General features: G+C 71.0%; 15 protein-coding genes and 1 pseudogene. 10 read left to right on the top strand and 6 right to left on the bottom strand.

Annotated features, from left to right (window positions below):
• Positions 1-175 precede the first annotated feature (175 nt).
• The 9 genes from AIIKEEIJ_RS24345 (at position 176) to AIIKEEIJ_RS24305 (ending at position 12,678) form a co-directional block, all read left to right on the top strand.
• A complete protein-coding gene (locus AIIKEEIJ_RS24345; protein ID WP_050034903.1) occupies positions 176-1,363 on the top strand; it encodes an acyl-CoA dehydrogenase family protein in 1,188 nt (395 codons plus the stop codon).
• Entirely contained in the window at positions 1,360-2,613 is a 1,254-nt protein-coding gene (locus AIIKEEIJ_RS24340) for a CaiB/BaiF CoA transferase family protein (RefSeq protein ID WP_065922800.1), read from the top strand. Before AIIKEEIJ_RS24345 ends, AIIKEEIJ_RS24340 begins: the two co-directional genes overlap by 4 nt.
• Positions 2,610-3,791 (top strand): mandelate racemase/muconate lactonizing enzyme family protein, encoded by a 1,182-nt coding sequence (locus tag AIIKEEIJ_RS24335; RefSeq protein WP_006939130.1) that lies wholly within the window; start codon positions 2,610-2,612, stop codon positions 3,789-3,791. The genes AIIKEEIJ_RS24340 and AIIKEEIJ_RS24335 overlap by 4 nt, the downstream gene beginning before the upstream one ends.
• Positions 3,792-3,822: 31 nt before the next feature.
• Entirely contained in the window at positions 3,823-4,962 is a 1,140-nt protein-coding gene (locus AIIKEEIJ_RS24330) for a CaiB/BaiF CoA transferase family protein (protein WP_043799283.1), read from the top strand.
• 317 nt (positions 4,963-5,279) lie between these two features.
• Complete coding sequence (locus tag AIIKEEIJ_RS24325) at positions 5,280-6,740, top strand: benzaldehyde dehydrogenase (RefSeq protein WP_065922799.1); 1,461 nt, start codon at positions 5,280-5,282, stop codon at positions 6,738-6,740.
• A 51-nt stretch (positions 6,741-6,791) separates the two neighbouring features.
• Positions 6,792-8,117, top strand: coding sequence for an MFS transporter (locus AIIKEEIJ_RS24320; protein WP_006939125.1), 1,326 nt, complete (start codon positions 6,792-6,794; stop codon positions 8,115-8,117).
• 235 nt (positions 8,118-8,352) lie between these two features.
• A complete protein-coding gene (locus AIIKEEIJ_RS24315; RefSeq protein WP_161996756.1) occupies positions 8,353-9,288 on the top strand; it encodes a LysR family transcriptional regulator in 936 nt (311 codons plus the stop codon).
• 135 nt (positions 9,289-9,423) lie between these two features.
• Positions 9,424-10,764 (top strand): MFS transporter, encoded by a 1,341-nt coding sequence (locus AIIKEEIJ_RS24310; protein ID WP_006939122.1) that lies wholly within the window; start codon positions 9,424-9,426, stop codon positions 10,762-10,764.
• 3 nt (positions 10,765-10,767) lie between these two features.
• Positions 10,768-12,678, top strand: a complete 1,911-nt coding sequence (locus AIIKEEIJ_RS24305; RefSeq protein WP_029542585.1) for an FAD-dependent monooxygenase — start codon at positions 10,768-10,770, stop codon at positions 12,676-12,678.
• A gap of 64 nt (positions 12,679-12,742) precedes the next feature.
• Here the strand turns inward: AIIKEEIJ_RS24305 and AIIKEEIJ_RS24300 are convergent, their stop codons facing one another.
• From AIIKEEIJ_RS24300 to AIIKEEIJ_RS24280, 5 genes are all read right to left on the bottom strand, one after another.
• Positions 12,743-13,765: an alpha/beta hydrolase gene (locus tag AIIKEEIJ_RS24300; protein ID WP_029542587.1), complete on the bottom strand. Its 1,023-nt coding sequence runs from the start codon at positions 13,763-13,765 to the stop codon at positions 12,743-12,745.
• Positions 13,766-14,172: 407 nt separating this feature from the next.
• Positions 14,173-14,703, bottom strand: coding sequence for a flavodoxin domain-containing protein (locus tag AIIKEEIJ_RS24295; RefSeq protein ID WP_029542588.1), 531 nt, complete (start codon positions 14,701-14,703; stop codon positions 14,173-14,175).
• A gap of 39 nt (positions 14,704-14,742) precedes the next feature.
• Positions 14,743-15,591, bottom strand: coding sequence for an alpha/beta fold hydrolase (locus tag AIIKEEIJ_RS24290; protein WP_006939118.1), 849 nt, complete (start codon positions 15,589-15,591; stop codon positions 14,743-14,745).
• Entirely contained in the window at positions 15,588-16,115 is a 528-nt protein-coding gene (locus tag AIIKEEIJ_RS24285) for a flavodoxin domain-containing protein (protein WP_029542590.1), read from the bottom strand. The genes AIIKEEIJ_RS24290 and AIIKEEIJ_RS24285 overlap by 4 nt, the downstream gene beginning before the upstream one ends.
• 82 nt (positions 16,116-16,197) lie before the next feature.
• Positions 16,198-16,851, bottom strand: a complete 654-nt coding sequence (locus AIIKEEIJ_RS24280) for an SDR family oxidoreductase (protein ID WP_029542592.1) — start codon at positions 16,849-16,851, stop codon at positions 16,198-16,200.
• 159 nt (positions 16,852-17,010) lie between these two features.
• On the opposite strand from AIIKEEIJ_RS24280, the gene AIIKEEIJ_RS24275 reads away from it, so the two are divergent.
• Positions 17,011-17,718: a type 1 glutamine amidotransferase gene (locus tag AIIKEEIJ_RS24275; protein ID WP_006939113.1), complete on the top strand. Its 708-nt coding sequence runs from the start codon at positions 17,011-17,013 to the stop codon at positions 17,716-17,718.
• A 4-nt stretch (positions 17,719-17,722) separates the two neighbouring features.
• Here the strand turns inward: AIIKEEIJ_RS24275 and AIIKEEIJ_RS24270 are convergent.
• A pseudogene (locus AIIKEEIJ_RS24270) lies at positions 17,723-17,931 on the bottom strand (L-2-hydroxyglutarate oxidase); the annotation flags it as partial.

The following is a 17,931-nucleotide window of genomic DNA, read 5'->3' as shown; positions in this document are numbered from 1 at the left end:
GCCGCCGACCATTCTTGAGTATTTCTCATATCGATCAGCAGATTCCTGTTCTTTTCTGAGGTTGTGACTGCGGACATACTGGGTTCCGACGCGCTGATCGGCAGCGCGCGGTCCGGGTTCCGTTCCCGGCTCCGATGAGAAGCGCTGATTCACAACCACTTCGAGGAGATCGATAATGTCTGCCACGGACGCCCTGCATCCGCCGGTCCTCTTCGCGCCGGAACACGAGGAGTTCGCCCAGTGGGTCCGCGAGTTCGCGGCACCGCACGCCGAGAGCTACCTCGAACGCGCCCACCGCGAGGAGTTCCCGTGGGACCTCGCCGAGAAGATGGCCGCACAGGGCCTCCTCGGCCTCGGCGTCTCCGAGGAGAACGGCGGTCAGGGCCGCATCGGCGAGGTGCTCACCAAGACGCACCTCGGCATCGCCCACGAGGAACTGGCCTACGCGAACTTCTACCTCAGCCAGCTCGCCTACACGAACAACCTCACCGGCCCGCTGCTCGAGCGCTTCCTCGCCCCCGATGTCGCGAAGGACTGGGTGCGCGGCATCGTCGAGGGCCGCCACGTCGTCGCCCTCGGCCTGACCGAGCCGGGCAGCGGCTCGGACGCGATGGCCATGCGCGCCAAGGCCGAGAAGGTCGACGGCGGCTGGAAGCTCAACGGCGAGAAGACGTCCATCACCTTCGCCCCGCACGCCAAGGCGATGATCACCTTCGTCAAGGCCCGCGGCGCCACCCCGGAGGAATCCGGCGTCACCGCCTTCCTCGTGCCCCTCGACTCCGACGGCGTGAGCATGCAGAAGTTCCCGGACGCCGGCTGGAAGCCGCTCGGCCGGGCCGGTGTGTTCCTCGACGACGTCTTCGTCCCGGACGAGTACGTCATCGGTGGCGTCGGCAACGGATTCCGGCTCGTCATGAGCGAATTCGACTACACCCGTTCGGTCATCGGCCTGATGTCGACCGGAGTCGCCCGCAAGGCCCTCGACATCACCATCGACTACGTCAAGTCCCGCAAGGCGTTCGGCAAGCCGGTCGCCTCGTTCCAGGGTGTGTCCTTCCCGATCGCCGAGAACGCCACCAAGCTCGAGGCGGCCCGCTGGCTCACCTACCGCGCCCTCTCTCTCGCCGACGCCGGCAGGCCCTTCACGAAGGAGGCCGCGATGACCAAGCTCTACGCCACCGACGTCTCGCTGCAGACCATCCGCGACTGCATCGTCGCCCACGGCCACAGCGGCTTCGCCGAGGAACTGCCGCTGCAGGCCATGCTGCGCGACGTCTCCGGACTCGAGATCGGCGAGGGCACCCCGCAGATCCAGAAGGTCGTCATCGGCCGCGCGCTGCTCGGACGGGAGGCCACCGCATGAGCACCAGCCGGCGCCGCGCCCTCGACGGGGTGCGGGTCATCGACCTGACCCAGGCCCTCGCCGGGCCGTTCTGCACGTCGCTGCTCGCCGACCAGGGGGCCGACGTGATCAAGGTGGAGCCGCCGCGCGGCGACTTCCTCCGCTACGCCGGCCCGTTCGCCTCCGACGACGAGCCCCGCGACTACGGCGGAGTGTTCCAGTCGGCCAACCGCAACAAGCGGTCGATCGTGCTGGACCTGAAGAAGCCCGACGCCCGCGACGTGCTGCTGCGCCTGATCGACGACGCCGACATCCTCGTCGAGAACTTCAGCGCCGGCGTCATGGACCGCTTCGGCCTCGACTACGACACCCTCGCCGCGCGCAATCCCCGCCTGGTGTACGCCTCGATCCGCGGATTCGGCGACAAGACCGGCGGGCACAGCCCCTACCGGGACTGGCCGGCCTTCGACATCGTCGCGCAGGCCATGGGTGGGCTCATGTCCATCACCGGTACCGACGCCGAGCACCCCGTCCGGGTGGGTTCCGGTGTCGGCGACACGGTTCCGGGCCTGTTCGCCGCCTTCGGGATCCTCGCCGCCCTGCGCGACGCCGAGCGCACCGGGCAGGGCCAGTACGTCGACGTCGCCATGGCCGACGCCGTCCTCGCGATCTCCGAGGTCGTGGTCAACACCTACGGCCACACCGGCCGGGTCCCCGGCCCGCTCGGCAACCAGCTGCAGGGCTTCGCGCCGTTCGACACGGTGCAGGCACAGGACGGCGTCGTCGCGCTGGGTGCCCCGCACAACCCGCAGTGGGCCAAGCTCGCCGCCGTCATGGGGCAGCCGGAACTCGTCGACGACCCGCGGTTCGCCACCGACCACGACCGGTGGCTCAACCGCGACGCCGTCTACGAGGTGGTCAACGCCTGGACCCGCACCCGCACCGTCGCCGAACTCATCGAGCTGCTCGGCGGCAAGGTGCCGCTCGGCCCGATCCTCGACGCCGCGGACATCTTCGCGGACCCCCACTTCCGGGCCCGCGACATGCTGCCGACCGTCACGCACCCGCACAACGGCCGTGCCGTCACCGTCCCCGGCATCCCCGCCAAGCTCTCCCGCACCCCGGGCGCGGTCGAGCGCCGCGCCCCGCTCGTCGGCGAGCACACCGTCGAGATCCTCCGGGAGGCCGGCCTCGACACCGCCGAACTCACGGCCCTGGCCGACGCCGGCGCCACCGTCATCCCTTCTTCCGCTCAGGAGCACGTCGCATGATCATCACCAAGGTCGAACTGATCCCGGTTTCCACACCGCTGGTCAAGCCGTTTCTCATGCCGGGGACCAGGATCACCCACATCCATTCCGTCGTGCTGAAGCTGCACACCGACGAGGGGATCGTCGGCTACGGCGACAGCGGCGACACCTCCACCTGGTACCGGGGCGAGACCCAGGAATCGATGACGGCGATGATCGCGAACCACATCGCCCCGGCGTTCCTGATCGGCCAGGATCCGCTCAACATCGAGAAGATCGTCGGGCAGATGGACACCTTCGTCCGCGACAACAACCAGGCCAAGGCCCTCGTCGACTTCGCGCTGCACGACCTCAAGGGCAAGGCCCTGGGCGTGCCCGTGTACCAGCTGCTCGGCGGGAAGAACGCCGACGCCTCCGTGCAGGGCTGGGTCGCCTCCGCCGGCCCGGTCGACCAGGTGGTCGCCGAGGCCGTGCAGGCCCACGAGAAGGGCTTCTGCCTGATCAAACTCAAGTCCGACGGCAACTCCGACCACGACGTGGACAACGTCCGCGAGGTCCGTGCCGCACTGGGCGACTCCGCCCGGATCGTGGTCGACGCCAACGGCTTCTGGAACTACGACCAGGCGCTGAAGACGATGCGCCGGCTGGACCGGTACGGCATGGAGTGCATCGAGCAGCCCGTCCCGCACTGGGACATCGAGGGCATGGCGCGCCTGCGCAGCCGCATCGACACGCCGATCTTCGCCGACGAGTCGGCGCAGGAGCTGCACAACATCCGGGAGATCATCGAACGTCGCGCCGCCGACGGCCTGTTCATCAAGATGCAGAAGGCCGGTGGCCTGCTCAAGGCGCAGCGCTGGCTCACGATGGCGCGCCTCGCCGACATGGCCGTCATGAGCGGCTGCATGATCGGCTCGGGCCTCGAGGCCAGCCCCTCGGCGCACCTGATGATCGCCAACAACTGGGCGTCGCAGTTCACCCACGAGAACCTCGGCCCGCTGATCATCAACAACCAGTGGGAGAACGCCGAGCAGAAGATCACGCAGGACATCGCCCTGAACGTGCCGATCTTCGCCGACGGCAAGCTCTACCCGAACGAGGGCCCGGGCTTCGGCATCGAACTGAACGAGGAGTTCATCGCCTCGCACATCACCGAGGGCAAGCAGACCGTCACCGTCGGCGAGCTCGTCGGCGTCTAGCGACGCCGAGAACCTGCAGGAGAAGATCACGATGACCGAACACCGGACGGGCCCGCTGGCCGGCCTGAAGGTCGTGGAACTGGCCGGGCTGGGACCGGCGCCGTTCGCCGCGATGTTCCTCGCCGATCAGGGCGCCGACGTCGTACGCGTCGAGCGTGCCGGCGCCGGGTTCACCATGCCGATCGATCCGCGGCTGGACACCCTCCAGCGCGGCAAGCGGATGATCGGTGCCGACCTGAAGGACCCGGACGGGCTCGCGACGGTGCTCGCGCTGGTCGAGAAGGCCGACGTGCTGATCGAGGGTTACCGGCCCGGTGTCACCGAACGCCTGGGCCTGGGTCCCGAGGACTGCTGGGCGCGCAACCCGAAGCTGGTGTACGGCCGGATGACCGGCTGGGGCCAGGACGGGCCGCTCGCGCAGCGCGCCGGGCACGACCCCACCTATCAGGCCCTGGTCGGATCGCTGCACGCGATCGGCCGGGCCGGCGGACCCCCGCAGCTGCCGCTCAGCCTGGTCGGCGACTTCGGCGGCGGTGCAATGTATCTCGTATCCGGCATCCTCGCCGCGCTGTGGGAGGCGCAGCGCTCCGGGCGCGGCCAGGTCGTCGACGCCGCGATCGTCGACGGCGTCGCGCACCTGATGGCCAACCCGTACTCGATGCTCGCCGGGGGCGCGTGGCAGGACGCGCGCGGCACCAACCTCATCGACTCCGGGGCCCCGTTCGTCGACGTGTACGAGACCTCCGACGGCCGGCACGTCGCGGTCGCGGCCCTCGAACCACCCTTCTACGCGCAGCTTCTCGCGGGGCTCGGCCTCGATACGGCCGGCGAGCTACCGGGGCAGTGGGACCGCCGGCGCTGGCCGGAGCTGCGCGAGCGGATCGCCGCCGCGTTCGCCACCCGCCCGCGCGACGAGTGGGCGGCAGTCTTCCGGGACACGGATGCCTGTGTCGCCCCCATCCTTTCGATGACCGAGGCGCCCGCCGACGCGCACCTCACCGCGCGGGGCACCTTCCTGTACCGGGACGGTCACCCCGAACCTGCGCCCGCGCCTCGCTTCTCGCGCACCCCGGCGGGCGTGCCGGCCGCGCCTCCCGTGCCCGGACGGGACGACCCGTCCGAGATCCTGCGCACGTGGGGCATTCTCGACGCCGTCGCGCCGACCCCCTGAACTGCAGGTTCACCGGATCCGCGGGTGGCGACCGGCTTCGGTGCCGCCCGCGGTCCCGCATGTCACCATTGTTGAGCAGACCTGTGGAATATCACCGGCTAATTCTGCTTTTCACGCCATTGTGACGTGACCCATACTTCAGGGGCCAACGGAGGGCTCGCTCCCCGGCACCGAGCGAGCGTCCAGCCGCCTCGTCCGGCCGCCTCGGCGGTCCTCACCCACGGCCGCCTCGGCGGTCCCCTCATTCACGGCCGCGACCGCCGCGTGCCCCGCTTCGCCCGCCGGCCGGTCCGGCACCCGTACACAAGGAGTTCGTGATGGCACTTCTCGACGAATCCATCTGGCAGGGAAAGATCTTCGCCGGAGACTGGATCCCCGGCGGCGCCGGTGAGATCAAGGTCGTCGAACCGGCGACCGGCGCGACGCTCGGCAGCGTCGGCCTCGCCGACGAGGGCGACCTCGAACGCGCCGTCGACCGTGCCGTCGCGGCCCAGCGCGACTGGGCGGCCCGCCCACACACCGAACGCGCCGCCGTGCTGCGCCGCGCCGGCGACCTGTGGCAGCGGCACGCCGACGAGATCGAGCGCTGGATCATGCGCGAGTCCGGCTCCCTGCGCCCCAAGGCCCAGCTCGAGACGCACGTCGCGGCGCAGGAGTGCTTCGAGGGCGCGGCCCTGCCCTCGCACGCGCTCGGCGAGATCCTGCCCAGCGAGGCACCGCGCCTGAGCATGTCGAAGCGCGTGCCCGTCGGTGTCGTCGGTGTCATCGCGCCGTTCAACTTCCCGCTGATCCTCGCCATCCGATCCGTCGCGCCGGCGCTCGCCCTCGGCAACGCCGTGATCCTAAAGCCCGACCCGCGTACCGCCGTCTGCGGCGGCGTGGCCCTCGCCCGCATCTTCGAACAGGCCGGCCTGCCCGCCGGGGTACTGTCCGTGCTGCCCGCCGGCGCCGACGTCGGCGCCGCCCTCGTCGACGATCCGCGGGTACCGGTCATCTCCTTCACCGGCTCCACCCCGGCCGGCCGCGCCGTCGGCGCCGCCGCGTCCCGCAACCTCAAGAAGGTCCACCTCGAACTCGGCGGCAACTCCGCGATCGTCGTCCTCGACGACGCCGACCTGGCCGCCACGGTGGCCGCCGGTGCCGCCGGTTCCTTCCTGCACCAGGGCCAGGTGTGCATGACCACCGGCCGGCACATCGTGCACGAGTCCGTCTACGACGAGTACGTCGCGCAGCTCGCCGCCAAGGCCGAGGCGCTGCCCGTCGGCGACCCCGCCACCGAGCAGGTCGCGCTCGGGCCGATCATCGACCACGGTCAGCTCGAGAAGATCCACGCTCTGGTCACCGCGTCCGTGGACGCCGGCGCCCGCCTCGTCGCGGGCGGCACGTACGAGGGCCTGTTCTACCGGCCCACCGTCCTCGCCGACGTCCCCGCCGGCGCCCCCGCCTACGCCCGGGAGGTGTTCGGGCCCGTCGCTCCCGTCGTGAAGTTCTCGACCCTCGACGAGGCCGTGGCCCTGGCCACCGACACCGAGTACGGGCTGTCACTCGGCATCTTCACCCGCGACGTCGGCAAGGGCCTCGCCCTCGCCGAGCGGATCCCCACCGGCATCGCCCACATCAACGACCAGACCGTCGGCGACGAGGCGAACATCCCGTTCGGTGGTCTCGGCGCCTCGGGCAACGGCGCCCGATTCGGCGGTGCCGCCAACAGCATCGAGGCGTTCACCGAGTCGCGCTGGATCACCGTCAGCCGCGACGTGCCCGTCTACCCCTTCTGAGCGGCCCCGCCGACCGGATCTAGCATCGTCCTCGCAGAGTAAGGACCCACCATGACCCTCGCAGACCCAGAGCCCGCCGCCATCGTCGCGCCGGCGCAGCGGAACAAGGACATCCGTCGCGTCGTGTTCTCGAGCTACCTCGGGAGCACCGTCGAGTTCTACGACTTCATCCTGTACGCGACCGCCTCCTCGCTCGTGTTCGGCCCCGTGTTCTTCGCGAACCTCAGCCCCGGCCTCGCGCTGATCGCCTCCTACGCGACCTTCGCCATCGGCTACATCTCCCGCCCGCTCGGCGGCATCGTCTTCGGTCACTTCGGCGATCGCATCGGCCGCAAGAAGATGCTCATGCTGTCGATGACGATCATGGGAGTGGCGTCCTTCCTGATCGGCCTCGTCCCGGCGATACCCACCTGGGGCGCCGCGATGCTGATCCTGCTGCGTGCGGTGCAGGGCGTCGCGATCGGCGGCGAGTGGGGCGGGGCGGCCCTGATGTCGCTCGAGCACGTCAAGGGCCGCAACCGCGGCTTCGCGGCGGCGTTCACCAACGCCGGTGGCCCCACCGGCGCCGTGCTCGGCACCGTCGCCCTCTCGCTCGCTGCTCTCCTGCCGGAGGACGACTTCCTCTCGTGGGGCTGGCGCGTCCCGTTCCTGTTCTCGGCCGTCCTGCTTGCCGTCGGCCTGTTCGTGCGGGCCCGCATCGCCGAGAGCCCCGTCTTCGAGGAGGCGCTGCGCGCCGCCGAGGCGAAGAAGGACCGGACCAAGGAGACCATCCCGCTGGTGACGATCCTGCGCGCGCCGCGCACCCTGATCCTCGCCGGACTGGTGTGCACCGCGCCGTTCGTGATCCAGGCCCTGTTCTCGACGTTCGTGATCACCTACGCCGCCGGGAACGGCGTGTCCCGGTCGCAGGGCCTCACCGCCTTCGCGATCTGCCAGTTCGTCGCGATCTTCGGCATCCTGGGCGCCGCCCGGCTGTCGGACACCTACGGGCGCAAGCCCGTCATGATGACCGGCTTCGTCGGCATGGTCGTCCTGGCGTGGCCGCTGTTCCAGCTCGCCTCGTCCGGCAACTTCCTGCTGGTCGTGCTGGCCTTCGTGATCGCCTGCTCGGTCCTGCAGTCGCTGACGTTCGGCCCCATGCCGGCGTTCCTCGCCGAGCAGTTCGGCACCCGCGCCCGCTACACCGGCGCCTCCCTCGGCTACCAGATCGGCAGCCTCCTCGGTGCCGGCTTCACCCCGGTCATCGTGGCCTCGCTGTACGCCGGCTCCGGCACCATCGGCAGCGTGATCGTGTACCTGGTCGCCGGCTGCGCCCTGAGTGCCGTGGTCCTCGCCCGGTTCGTCAAGGAGAGCAAGGACGTCGACCTGAGCGCCTGATCCGCGTCACCGGCGGGGCCGGGCACCGCACAGGTGCCCGGCCCCGCCGCGCGTAGTCGATGTCGCGCGGGACGTCGTGCTGCTGCTGCGCCCGCCCGAGCACCGCGACGGGCGCGGGCCCGTGGGAACGGGAGGTTGTCGCGACCACCGGGCTGTCGCTGCGCCATCCGTCGAGTAGCACCGGCGACAACCTCCCGCTGGGGGTAAAAAGCTCCCGCTCGATACCGTTGCCCGCATGACCCGTCCCGACTCGGTGCCCAACTTCACCATGCGCCAGCTCGCGGCGTTCGTCGCGGTTGCCGAGACGGGAACGATCGCCGGCGCCGCCGAGCGGCTGCACCTGTCACAGTCCGCGCTGTCCGCGGCGCTCACCGACCTCGAGAAGTCGCTCCAGACGCAGCTGGCCGTGCGACGGCGGGCGCGCGGCGTGCAGCTGACGGCGATGGGGGAGGCGGTACTGGCCCGCGCCCGGGTGCTGCTGCACCAGGCGAGCGAACTGCAGGCCGACGCGGTGGGGGAGGGCGGCGGTGTGGCCGGCCCCGTCGCCATCGGGTGCTACCCCGCCCTCGGGCCGACGGTGCTGCCCGCGCTGCTCGCCGGATTCACCCACCGCTTCCCGCGCGCGCGGGTCGAGTTCCGGGAAGACACCCAGAACCGGCTGCGCACCCAGCTCGACAACGGCGAGCTCGACCTCGCGATCGTCTACGACCTCGAACTGTCCGCGGAGTGGCGCAAGGCGACGCTGATGACGCGCGAGCCGACGGTGCTGCTCGACGCGAACCACCGTCTCGCCGGCGGGGACGGCCCGGTGCGGCTGGCCGATCTGCGCGACGACCCGATGGTGCTGCTCGACGCGCCGCCGAGCAGCAACCACGCGATGGAGGTGTGCCGGGGCGCCGGGTTCGCGCCGCGCGTGGCCTACCGCACCTCCAACTACGAGACGGCGCGGGCCTTCGTCGGTCGCGGCCTGGGGTGGACCCTGCTGCTGCAGCGGCCCCCGCTCGACGTGACGTACGAGAATCTCCCACTCGTCGTCAGGCCGCTCGTCGATCCGGTTCCCGACTCCGTCGACGTGGTCGTCGCGTGGCATCAGGACTCGATGCTCAGCCGGGTGACACGAGCATTCATTCACTTCGCGTCCACCGGAGGGACACCCACCGCGAGACCCTGACCTGCGGTGATCCGGAGTACCACGGAATTTCCGGGGTATCAGCACGAATAGTTGCGCTTTTCAACCGCTTGTGATGGGGGTCATGCTTGCCCGGTCCGCCGTGACGCGGGCCGCATCGTGAAAGGCAAGCAACACATGACGATTACCACGCCGGCACCGTCGCCGGAGGTACTGCAGCGCAAGGCCCGCAAGGCGGCGCTCGGCAGTTTCGTCGGCACCGCGATCGAGTGGTACGACTTCTTCATCTACGGCACCGCCGCCGCCCTCGTGCTCGGGCCGCAGTTCTTCCCCGGCACGTCCGAACTGGCCGGCACCCTCGCCGCCTTCGCGACCCTCGCCGTCGGCTTCGTGGCCCGCCCCATCGGCGGCATCGTCATGGGCCACTTCGGCGACCGCGTCGGCCGCAAATCGATGCTCGTCACCTCGCTGCTGCTGATGGGCTTCGCGACCGTCGCCATCGGGCTGCTGCCCAACTACGCCGCCATCGGCGTCGCCGCGCCGATCCTGCTGGTGGCCCTGCGCTTCGTCCAGGGCCTCGGCGTGGGCGGCGAATGGGGCGGGGCTGTCCTCGTCGCCACCGAGAACGCGCCCGCGGGCAAGCGCGGCCTCTACGGCGCCGCACCCCAGATCGGCGTTCCCGCGGGCGTCCTCCTCGCCAACCTCGTGTTCCTGCCGCTCACGGCTGTCCTCGACGACGCCGCGTTCGCGGACTGGGGCTGGCGCGTGCCGTTCCTGCTCAGCGCCGCCCTCGTCGGCGTCGCCATGTGGATCCGGCTCGGGCTCGAGGAGAGCGCCGACTTCGAGAAGAGCCGGGACGCGGCCGGGGACGTCAAGCTCCCGCTCGCCGAGGTCCTCGTCAAGCACTGGAAGACCGTGCTGCTCGCCGGCGGCACCTTCGTCGCCACCAACGGCATCGCCTACGCCTACATGGTCTACGTCCTCAAGTACGGAGAGAAGGAACTGGGCTTCGACAAGTCCACGATGCTGTTCCTGCTCATCGCCTCGTGCCCGTTCTGGATGGCCGGCATGGCGATCAGCGCCTACAAGTCCGACATCGTCGGCCGGCGCCGCGTCTACATCGTCAGCTCGATCGCCCTCGTGATCGTCGCGGCCCTGTTCTTCCCGCTGATGGACACCGCGATCCTGCCCGTGATGCTCGTCGCGATGATCGCCCTCGGCTTCGTCCTCGGCGCCTGCGCCGGGCCGCAGTCCGCCCTGTTCGCCGAGCTGTTCCCCGCCCACATCCGCTACAGCGGCGCGTCGCTCGGCTACCAGATCGGCGCGATCCTCGGCGGCGGCCTCGCCCCCATCGTGGCGACCTCCCTCTTCGCGGCCTTCGGCACCTCGCTCGCCGTCACCGCGTACTTCGTGCTGATCGCGCTCGTCAGCCTGATCAGCATCCTCCTTCTTCGCCACCCCCACGACCCGTCGGTCGCGGTGGCGCCCTCCCATCGGTCCGAGCAGGAAGTGGCCTGAGGCATGTCGACCTACTACCAGCCCCCCAAGTACCCCGCATCCGACTTCCCGTCGATGCAGCCCGACGCCGAGGCGCTGCCCGTCGTCGTCGTCGGAGCCGGACCCGTCGGCATGGCCGTCGCCCTCGGTCTCGCGCAGCGCGGCATCCCCGTGACGATCCTCGAGGCGGCGGACCAGGTCTCCTTCGGCAGCCGCGCCATCTGCATCTCCCGGCACAGCCTCGAGGCCGCCGCACGCCTCGGCTTCGGTGCCGAGCTCGAGAAGATCGTCCTGCCCTGGGTCGGTGGCCGCAGCTTCTACCGGGACCAGCAGGTGCTGCACTTCCGGATGCCGCAGCGCGAGTTCGATGTGCGGCCGCCGATGATCAACGTCTCGCAGTCCGAGTACGAGCAGATCGTCGTCGACACCATCGAGCAGAACCCGCTCATCACGCTGCACTGGCAGGCGAGCATCGCCGGCATCCTCCGCGGCGACGACGAGGTGACCCTCGAGGTCGACACCGCGTTCGGCAAGCGCCACCTGCGCGCCGCGTGGGTCGTCGCCGCCGACGGCGGCCGCAGCCGCATGCGCGAGCTCGCGGGCCTGCGCCTCGAGGGCACCAACTACGAGGGCCGCTACGTCATCGCCGACATCCACTGGGAGTCGGACCTGCCCGCCGAGCGCATGGTCTGGTTCGATCCGCCGAGCAACCCCGGCTCGACGATCATCATGCACAAGCAGCCGAAGAACATCTGGCGCATCGACTACCAGCTCGACCCGTCCGAGGACGCGGAGATCGAGACCCAGGAAGACGCCATCCGGGCCCGCATCGCCAAGCACCTCGACTGGCTGCAGAACGACCTGCCCTGGACGCTCGAGTGGCACGGGTTCTACAGCGCCCGCGCCCTCGCGCTGCGCGAGTTCACCCACGACCGCATCCTCTTCGCCGGCGACGCCGCGCACCTCGTGCCGATCTTCGGCGTGCGCGGCCTGAACTCCGGCATGGAGGACGCCGAGACGCTGGCCTGGCAGCTCGCCGCCGTCGTCCACGGCAACGCCGACGCCGCGCTGCTGCAGGCGTACTCGATCGAGCGGCACGACGCGTGGGAGCAGAACGTCGCGAACGCCGGCAAGTCCACGCTCATCATGTCCCCGGGAACCCACGGGTACCGCACCACCCGCGACGCGGTGCTGGCGCTCGCCGTGGGCCGCCCCGAGTTCGGTGAACTGATCAACCCGCGCCAGTCCAGCGCCACCCACGCTCGCCTGTCGCCGCTGACCTGGCCGGTCGCGGAGGGCCTGACCGGGGTGCTGCCCGGTGACCCCGTCGAGGACCGCCGCGTGCGGGTCGTCACCGCCGACGGCAGCACCGCGTCGTCGCTCAACGTGGTTCGCGGCACCGGCTTCGCCGTCGTGGGCTTCGGCCTCGACGCCGACGGCAGTGCCGCCCTCGCCGCGGCCACTTCCGACCTCGCCGCCGCTCTTGCGCCGGAGAGCGTGCGCGCTGTTGCCGTCGGCGGTACCGCCGCCGACGGGGTCACGGTGCTCGACGCGCCCGACCTGGCCGAGGCGCTCGGCGCGACCGCGGGCGAGGCCTTCGTCATCCGCCCCGACGGCCTGCTGCTGTGCCGGGTGCCGGTCGCCGAACTGTCCGGCGTCGCGGCCGCGCTCCGCGCCGGCACGGCACCCGAGGGCCCGGCCGTCCCCGCACGCCCCGCGCAGGTGCTCACCGACGACGAGCAGCGCCGCGAGAACGTGTGGCTGGGTCTGTCGGATGCGCTCGATCAGGTGGACCCGTCCGACCGGGAAGGCTTCCTGGTCCGCCTCGCCCTGCAGCTCGGCTCGCAGGCCGGCCACCGCGAGTTCGAAGAGGCCATCGCTGCGGCGACCGACACGTCGCCGGTGCGCACCGAGGAACTGGCCCCACAGGCCTGAGTCCGTCCGACGACGGCACCCCCGCCCGGCGATCCCGGACGGGGGTGCCGTCGCGCGTTGCGGGTCAGGCGCCGATGGCGGAGCCGAGCATCGGCCAGGCCCGGTGCAGGTCCTCCTGCCAGTAGCCCCAGGAATGGGTGCCCACGGGCCGGAAGTCGACGGTGGCCGGGATGCCGAGCTCGGCGAGCCGCCGGGCCAGCAGATGCGTGCATTCGTTGGTGGCGGCCTCGATGATGCCCCCGACGACGACCTGCTCGGCAAGGTTCGCCGGGTCGCCGGCGACGTTCGGATGATCGAGCCGGTCGTACGGACCGGGCAACCCGGTGCCGTTGGACAGGTAGATCTGCGTCCCGCGCAGCTTCTCGGCGTTGACGTAGGGGTCGTTGGCCACCCATGCGGGGTCGCCTTCGGGACCCCACATGTTGTCGGTGTCGCCGCCACCGCGCACCTCGACGACGAGTTCGACGTAGGTCCGGCCGGGACGGGTGCTCGTCTGGGCACAGCCACTGAAGGCGCCGACACCGCGGTACAGGCCCGGTGCGGATTGCGCGAGACTCAGCACAGAAGTCCCCGACATCGACAGTCCCGCAATGGCATTAGCCCCGGTGGTGCCGAGAGCCGCGTTGACGATCGGCGGCAGCTCGCGGGTGAGGAAGGTCGTCCACCGGTTCCGGCCGAGGACCGGGTCGTCCTGCTTCCAGTCGGTGTAGTAGCTGAACGCGCCTTCGAGCGGCAGCACCACGTTGACGTCCTTGTCGGCGAAGAAGTCGGCCACGTCGGTGCGGTCGAGCCAGGTGAGGGTGCCGCCGTCGCCGCCACCGGCGCCGGCGAGCAGGTACAGCACCGGGCGTGGGGTCCTCGTGTCGCGCGGCAGCAGCACCGCCACCGGAATCACGCGGCTCATCGACGCCGAGTACACGTGCAGGGTGCGCTGCCGAGGGCTGTTGTCCTCGCTGCGCTCGAGGTACGAACCGTCGGCGCTCGGGGCCGGCTGTGCCGCCGCGGGTGCGGCCACGGCGAGCGCGGCGGCCGTCAGCGTCGCCGCGACGACTGCCGTCACTCGACGGAACGGTCTCGGACGGCGCATGGGATCACCTTCGGTCGGGACGAGATCCTTCGATGCTACGACGCACAAGAGCCCGCACGGGGCATGTGCGGGCTCTTGTGCGTCGGACGGTCAGCTGAGCAGATCCAGGATAAGTTCGAGCAGGTCACCGAGCTCGATTGAACCGAGCAAATCTTGGAGGCTTGACATGAAAGCTCCTTCATTCTGTTTGTTCGGGCGGACTTTTCATGTGTAACACGAGTGTGGTTGAGTCGCAGGAAATTCGGGTACCGATTACCCTTTTTATTTGATATTCGGTATTTCCGCCGGTCAGGGCCGGGGGAAATCTGCAGATATATGGGTGAGCATATTGTTCGGACCGCGGCCGGGTCGCGGGGATTCGGAATTATGTGCGATTCGCGCGGTCGGCCCGAAATGTGAATTCCCGGCTACGGCCCGTCGATATTCCGGACGATCCGGGCGGCGAAGGCGTCGATGTCGGCCCAGTCCCGGTGATCGCCGTACCGGCCGCCGGTCAGGCGGAACACCACCCGGCCCAGAGGCCCCGGCCACTGCTCCGGCTCGATCGCCCCGGCGAAGGCCCGGTACTCGCGCACGTTCGCCGTCGCCCGCAGCGCCGCCGCCACCTTCGGCTCCTTCAACTTCGGCCGCACCCACCCGGCCAGCCGCGCGGAGATCATCGCGCTCGTCGCACCGATGGTCTGCACCGAGAACAGCCACGCGGGCTTCCCCGCGAGGAGCGCGCGGTGCAGATCCGCGAAACGAGCGGCGGGAGCGAGCCACTGCCCGTTGTGCACCGAGCTGCCGAGCACGATCGCGGCGTAGTCCGACGGATCGACCGGCTCGGCCAGATCCCGCAGGTCCGCGTCGTGCCCGGCCTCGGTGAGCCGCTGCGCGATCCGTTCGGCCACGCCGCGGGCCGCCCCGTATGCCGTCGTGTACGCCACGAGTACCTTCACGTGAGCTCCCTCCGCCGACCTGTCCCGATGACGCGACGATTATCCGGCTGTGCCGGAGGGTGCCCGCCAGTTCCCCGGAAAGTCCGGCGCGTCGGGAGTGTCGAGAAAGCTCGAAGCGTCCCTCACGCTCCGCTCACCCGTTATCACGCCCAGGTGGCCCACCCCGGGATGGACGAGCGCCCGGCCCCGCGGCACGGCCGCCGCAGCCTCCCGGAACAGCGCCGCGCCGTAGAAGCCGTCCCGGTCGCCGCCGACCACGAGCACCGGACACGACACCTCGGGGAGCCGGGCGGTCACGTCGAAGCGGTCCTCGGCCTCGGCCACGGCGAGGAAATCGTCGTACCCGTGCCGGGCACCCGACGGCTCGAGCAGCCATCCCAGCGTCCACAGCAGCCTGCGCGACCACCATCGCGCCCCCGTCGTCGCCGCGAGCTCCGCCATCGCCCGTCGCGGATGCCCCTCGCGCACGGCGGCCGCGGCCCGTCGCTGCACCTCGCGGCCCGGGCCGAGGCGGTGCGCCGACGCCACGAGCACCAACCTGCGCACCAGCGCCGGGTGGTCGAGAGCCAGCTGGAGCGCGACGCTGCCGCCGGTCGAGACACCGAGAACGTCGACCGGGCCGGGGAAGTGGTCGGGCATCGCCTCCGCGTAGTCGCGGGCGAGATCCGCCATGGTGGTCCCCGGCTGCAGGCCCGGCCGACGGTTCACCCACCACACGCGTCGCGTCGTCGTCCAGGGCGCGATCTGTCCCAGCTGGGTGCGGCGGTCGAAGCCGCGGGGTGGCCGGTGGTGGTTCGACAGGCCGGGCATGAACAGCAGGGGCGGACCCGTACCGGCGCGCAGGTAGGGCATGCCCGAGTTCCAGGTGCCCTCCTGCGCTGCGATCACGCCGCGTCCAGCGTCCGTGCGATGCTCCTCGCCCAGTCCTCGATCTCCTGCCAGTCCCGGAAATCGCCTTCGGGCAAGAGCTTTCGTCCGGCGGGCAGCTTGCGCATCAACCGCGCTCCGACACCGAGCGTCTTCGGGTCGAGGGCGCCGAAGAACACGTGATGCTCCCGTGGCGCGACCGCGTCGGTCAGCTCCGAGAGTTCCTGCGGTGCCGCGCTCTCCCGCACGTTCTGTCCCTGTTCGTCGACCTCGTCGGTGCCGAGCGGTCCGCTGGTGAACAGCCAGACCGGGCGGGCGACGAGTCCGTCGCGGTGCTCGCGCACGAACGCGCTCGCCGGCTTCTCCCAGTGCCCCAGGTAGGCGGAACTGCCGACGACGCACGCGTCGTAGTCGCCCACCGACGCCGGAGCCGGCAGTTCCAGAGTGTCCACCACGTGCCCCTCGGTCCGGATCACCTCGGCGATCCGCTCCGCGATCCCGGCGGTGGCGCCGTGCCGGCTGGCGTATGCAACGAGAACCTTCATGGCGGATACCCCTGTCGTCGAGCTGTGCTCCTGCCGGCCCGTTCCACCATCGGCCCCGCCGGCGTCACCCGTCAAGCGCTGCTCAGCCGAGTGCGTCGAGGGCCTCCTCGATCGGGGTGTCCCCGTTGTTGAACTCGATGGTGCGCCGCACCGTCGCGGGCCGGTGCAGCACCGCCGCCGCGACCGCCGCCACGTCCGCCCGCGAGACCTGCCCCTTGCCGGCGTCCGGGCCGGTCTCGATCCGGCCCGTCGGCGGATCCAGGGTCAACAGGCTCGGGCCCAGGATCGTCCAGTCCAGATCGGTGCCGCGCAGGTGCGCGTCCGCGGCCGCCTTCGCCTCGGCGTACGGATGGAAGCCGTTGTCCTCGGGCACGCCGTGGTCCGGGCCGGCCCCGAAGTACGACACCATGACGTAGCGGCGAACCCCCGCGCGCTCGGCCGCGGTCATCGAGGCGATCGCCGCGTCGCGGTCCACGGCGTACGTGCGCTGCGGATTGCCGCCGCCCGCGCCGGCCGACCACACCACGGCGTCGTGACCGGACAGCAGCGGCACGAGTTCGTCGACGCCGAGGTGCTCGACGTCGGCCACGACGGGGGTCGCGCCCGCGGCGCGCACGTCGTCGGCGTGGTCGGGGTTGCGGATCACCGCGGTCACCTCGTCGCCGCCGTCGGCGAGCAGCCGCTCGAGGTGCAGTGCCACCTTCCCGTGGCCGCCGATGATCACGATCCGTGCCATGTCGAATCCTTCCGTCGCCGGCCCGCCCGTCGGGCCGCCTCCCACCATCGCACCACGGCGGCGGTGGTCCGTGGGGGAGCACCGGTCGGCGACGCTCGCTCACCGAACGTTCACGCCCCGGGCACCCGAGGTGCAACGTACAGCGGGCATGCTGGGGCGATGAACCCTGTCGTCCTGGAACTCCGCCACGTCGAATGCGAGGGCCCCGCCGCGTATCTGCCGGTGCTCGAGCAGTACGCGCAGGTGCGCACCGTCCGGCTCGGGCGCGACCCGGTGCCCACGGCGCTCGACTACGCCGCCGTCGTCGTCATGGGCGGCCCGATGGGCGTCGCCGACGCCGCGACGCTGCCGTGGCTGGGGGAGGAGATCGCGTACCTGCGGTCCGCCGTCGCCGCCGGCATTCCGGTGTGGGGGGTGTGTCTCGGCGCGCAGCTGCTCGCCGCGGCCCTCGGCGCCGACGTCTACACCGGCCCCGTCCCGGAGGTCGGCGTGGGGGAGGTGGAACTCGCGCACGCCTCGGCCGCCGACCCGGTGTGGGGCGAGCTGCCGTCCACCTTCCCGGTGCTGCAGTGGCACGCCGACACCTTCGACCTGCCGCCGGGCGCCACCCTGCTCGCGTCGTCGCGGGCCTACCCGAACCAGGTGTTCCGGCACGGCAGCAGTTACGGCGTGCAGTTCCATCTCGAGGCCGACGCCGACCAACTCGGTGGCTGGCTCGCGATCGACGAGTACCGGGCGTCGCTCGAGGCGGCCCTCGGGCCCGGGTCCGCCGACGCCGTCGCCGCCGAACTGCGCTCGGTACAGCCCGAGACCGTCGCGCACGCGGCGGCCGTGATGAAGCGGTGGCTCGAGACGTACGTCGTGTGAGCGCTCAGGCCTGCAGACCGGCCCGCTCGAGCGCCGCGCCGACGAGGTGCTCGGCGATCGCCATCGACGACGTCGCGCCGGGGGAGGGGGCGTTGCGCAGGTGGACCACGCGCCCGTGCCCGGTGATGACGAAGTCGTCGACGAGCGAGCCGTCGGCCTCCATGGCCTGCGCGCGGATCCCCCGGGGTCCGGGGAGCACGTCGGCGACGGTCA

It is taken from the genome of Rhodococcus sp. YH1 (assembly GCF_009939605.1).
Taxonomy (GTDB): domain Bacteria; phylum Actinomycetota; class Actinomycetes; order Mycobacteriales; family Mycobacteriaceae; genus Rhodococcus; species Rhodococcus aetherivorans.
This window is presented reverse-complemented; position numbering and strand designations above follow the sequence as displayed.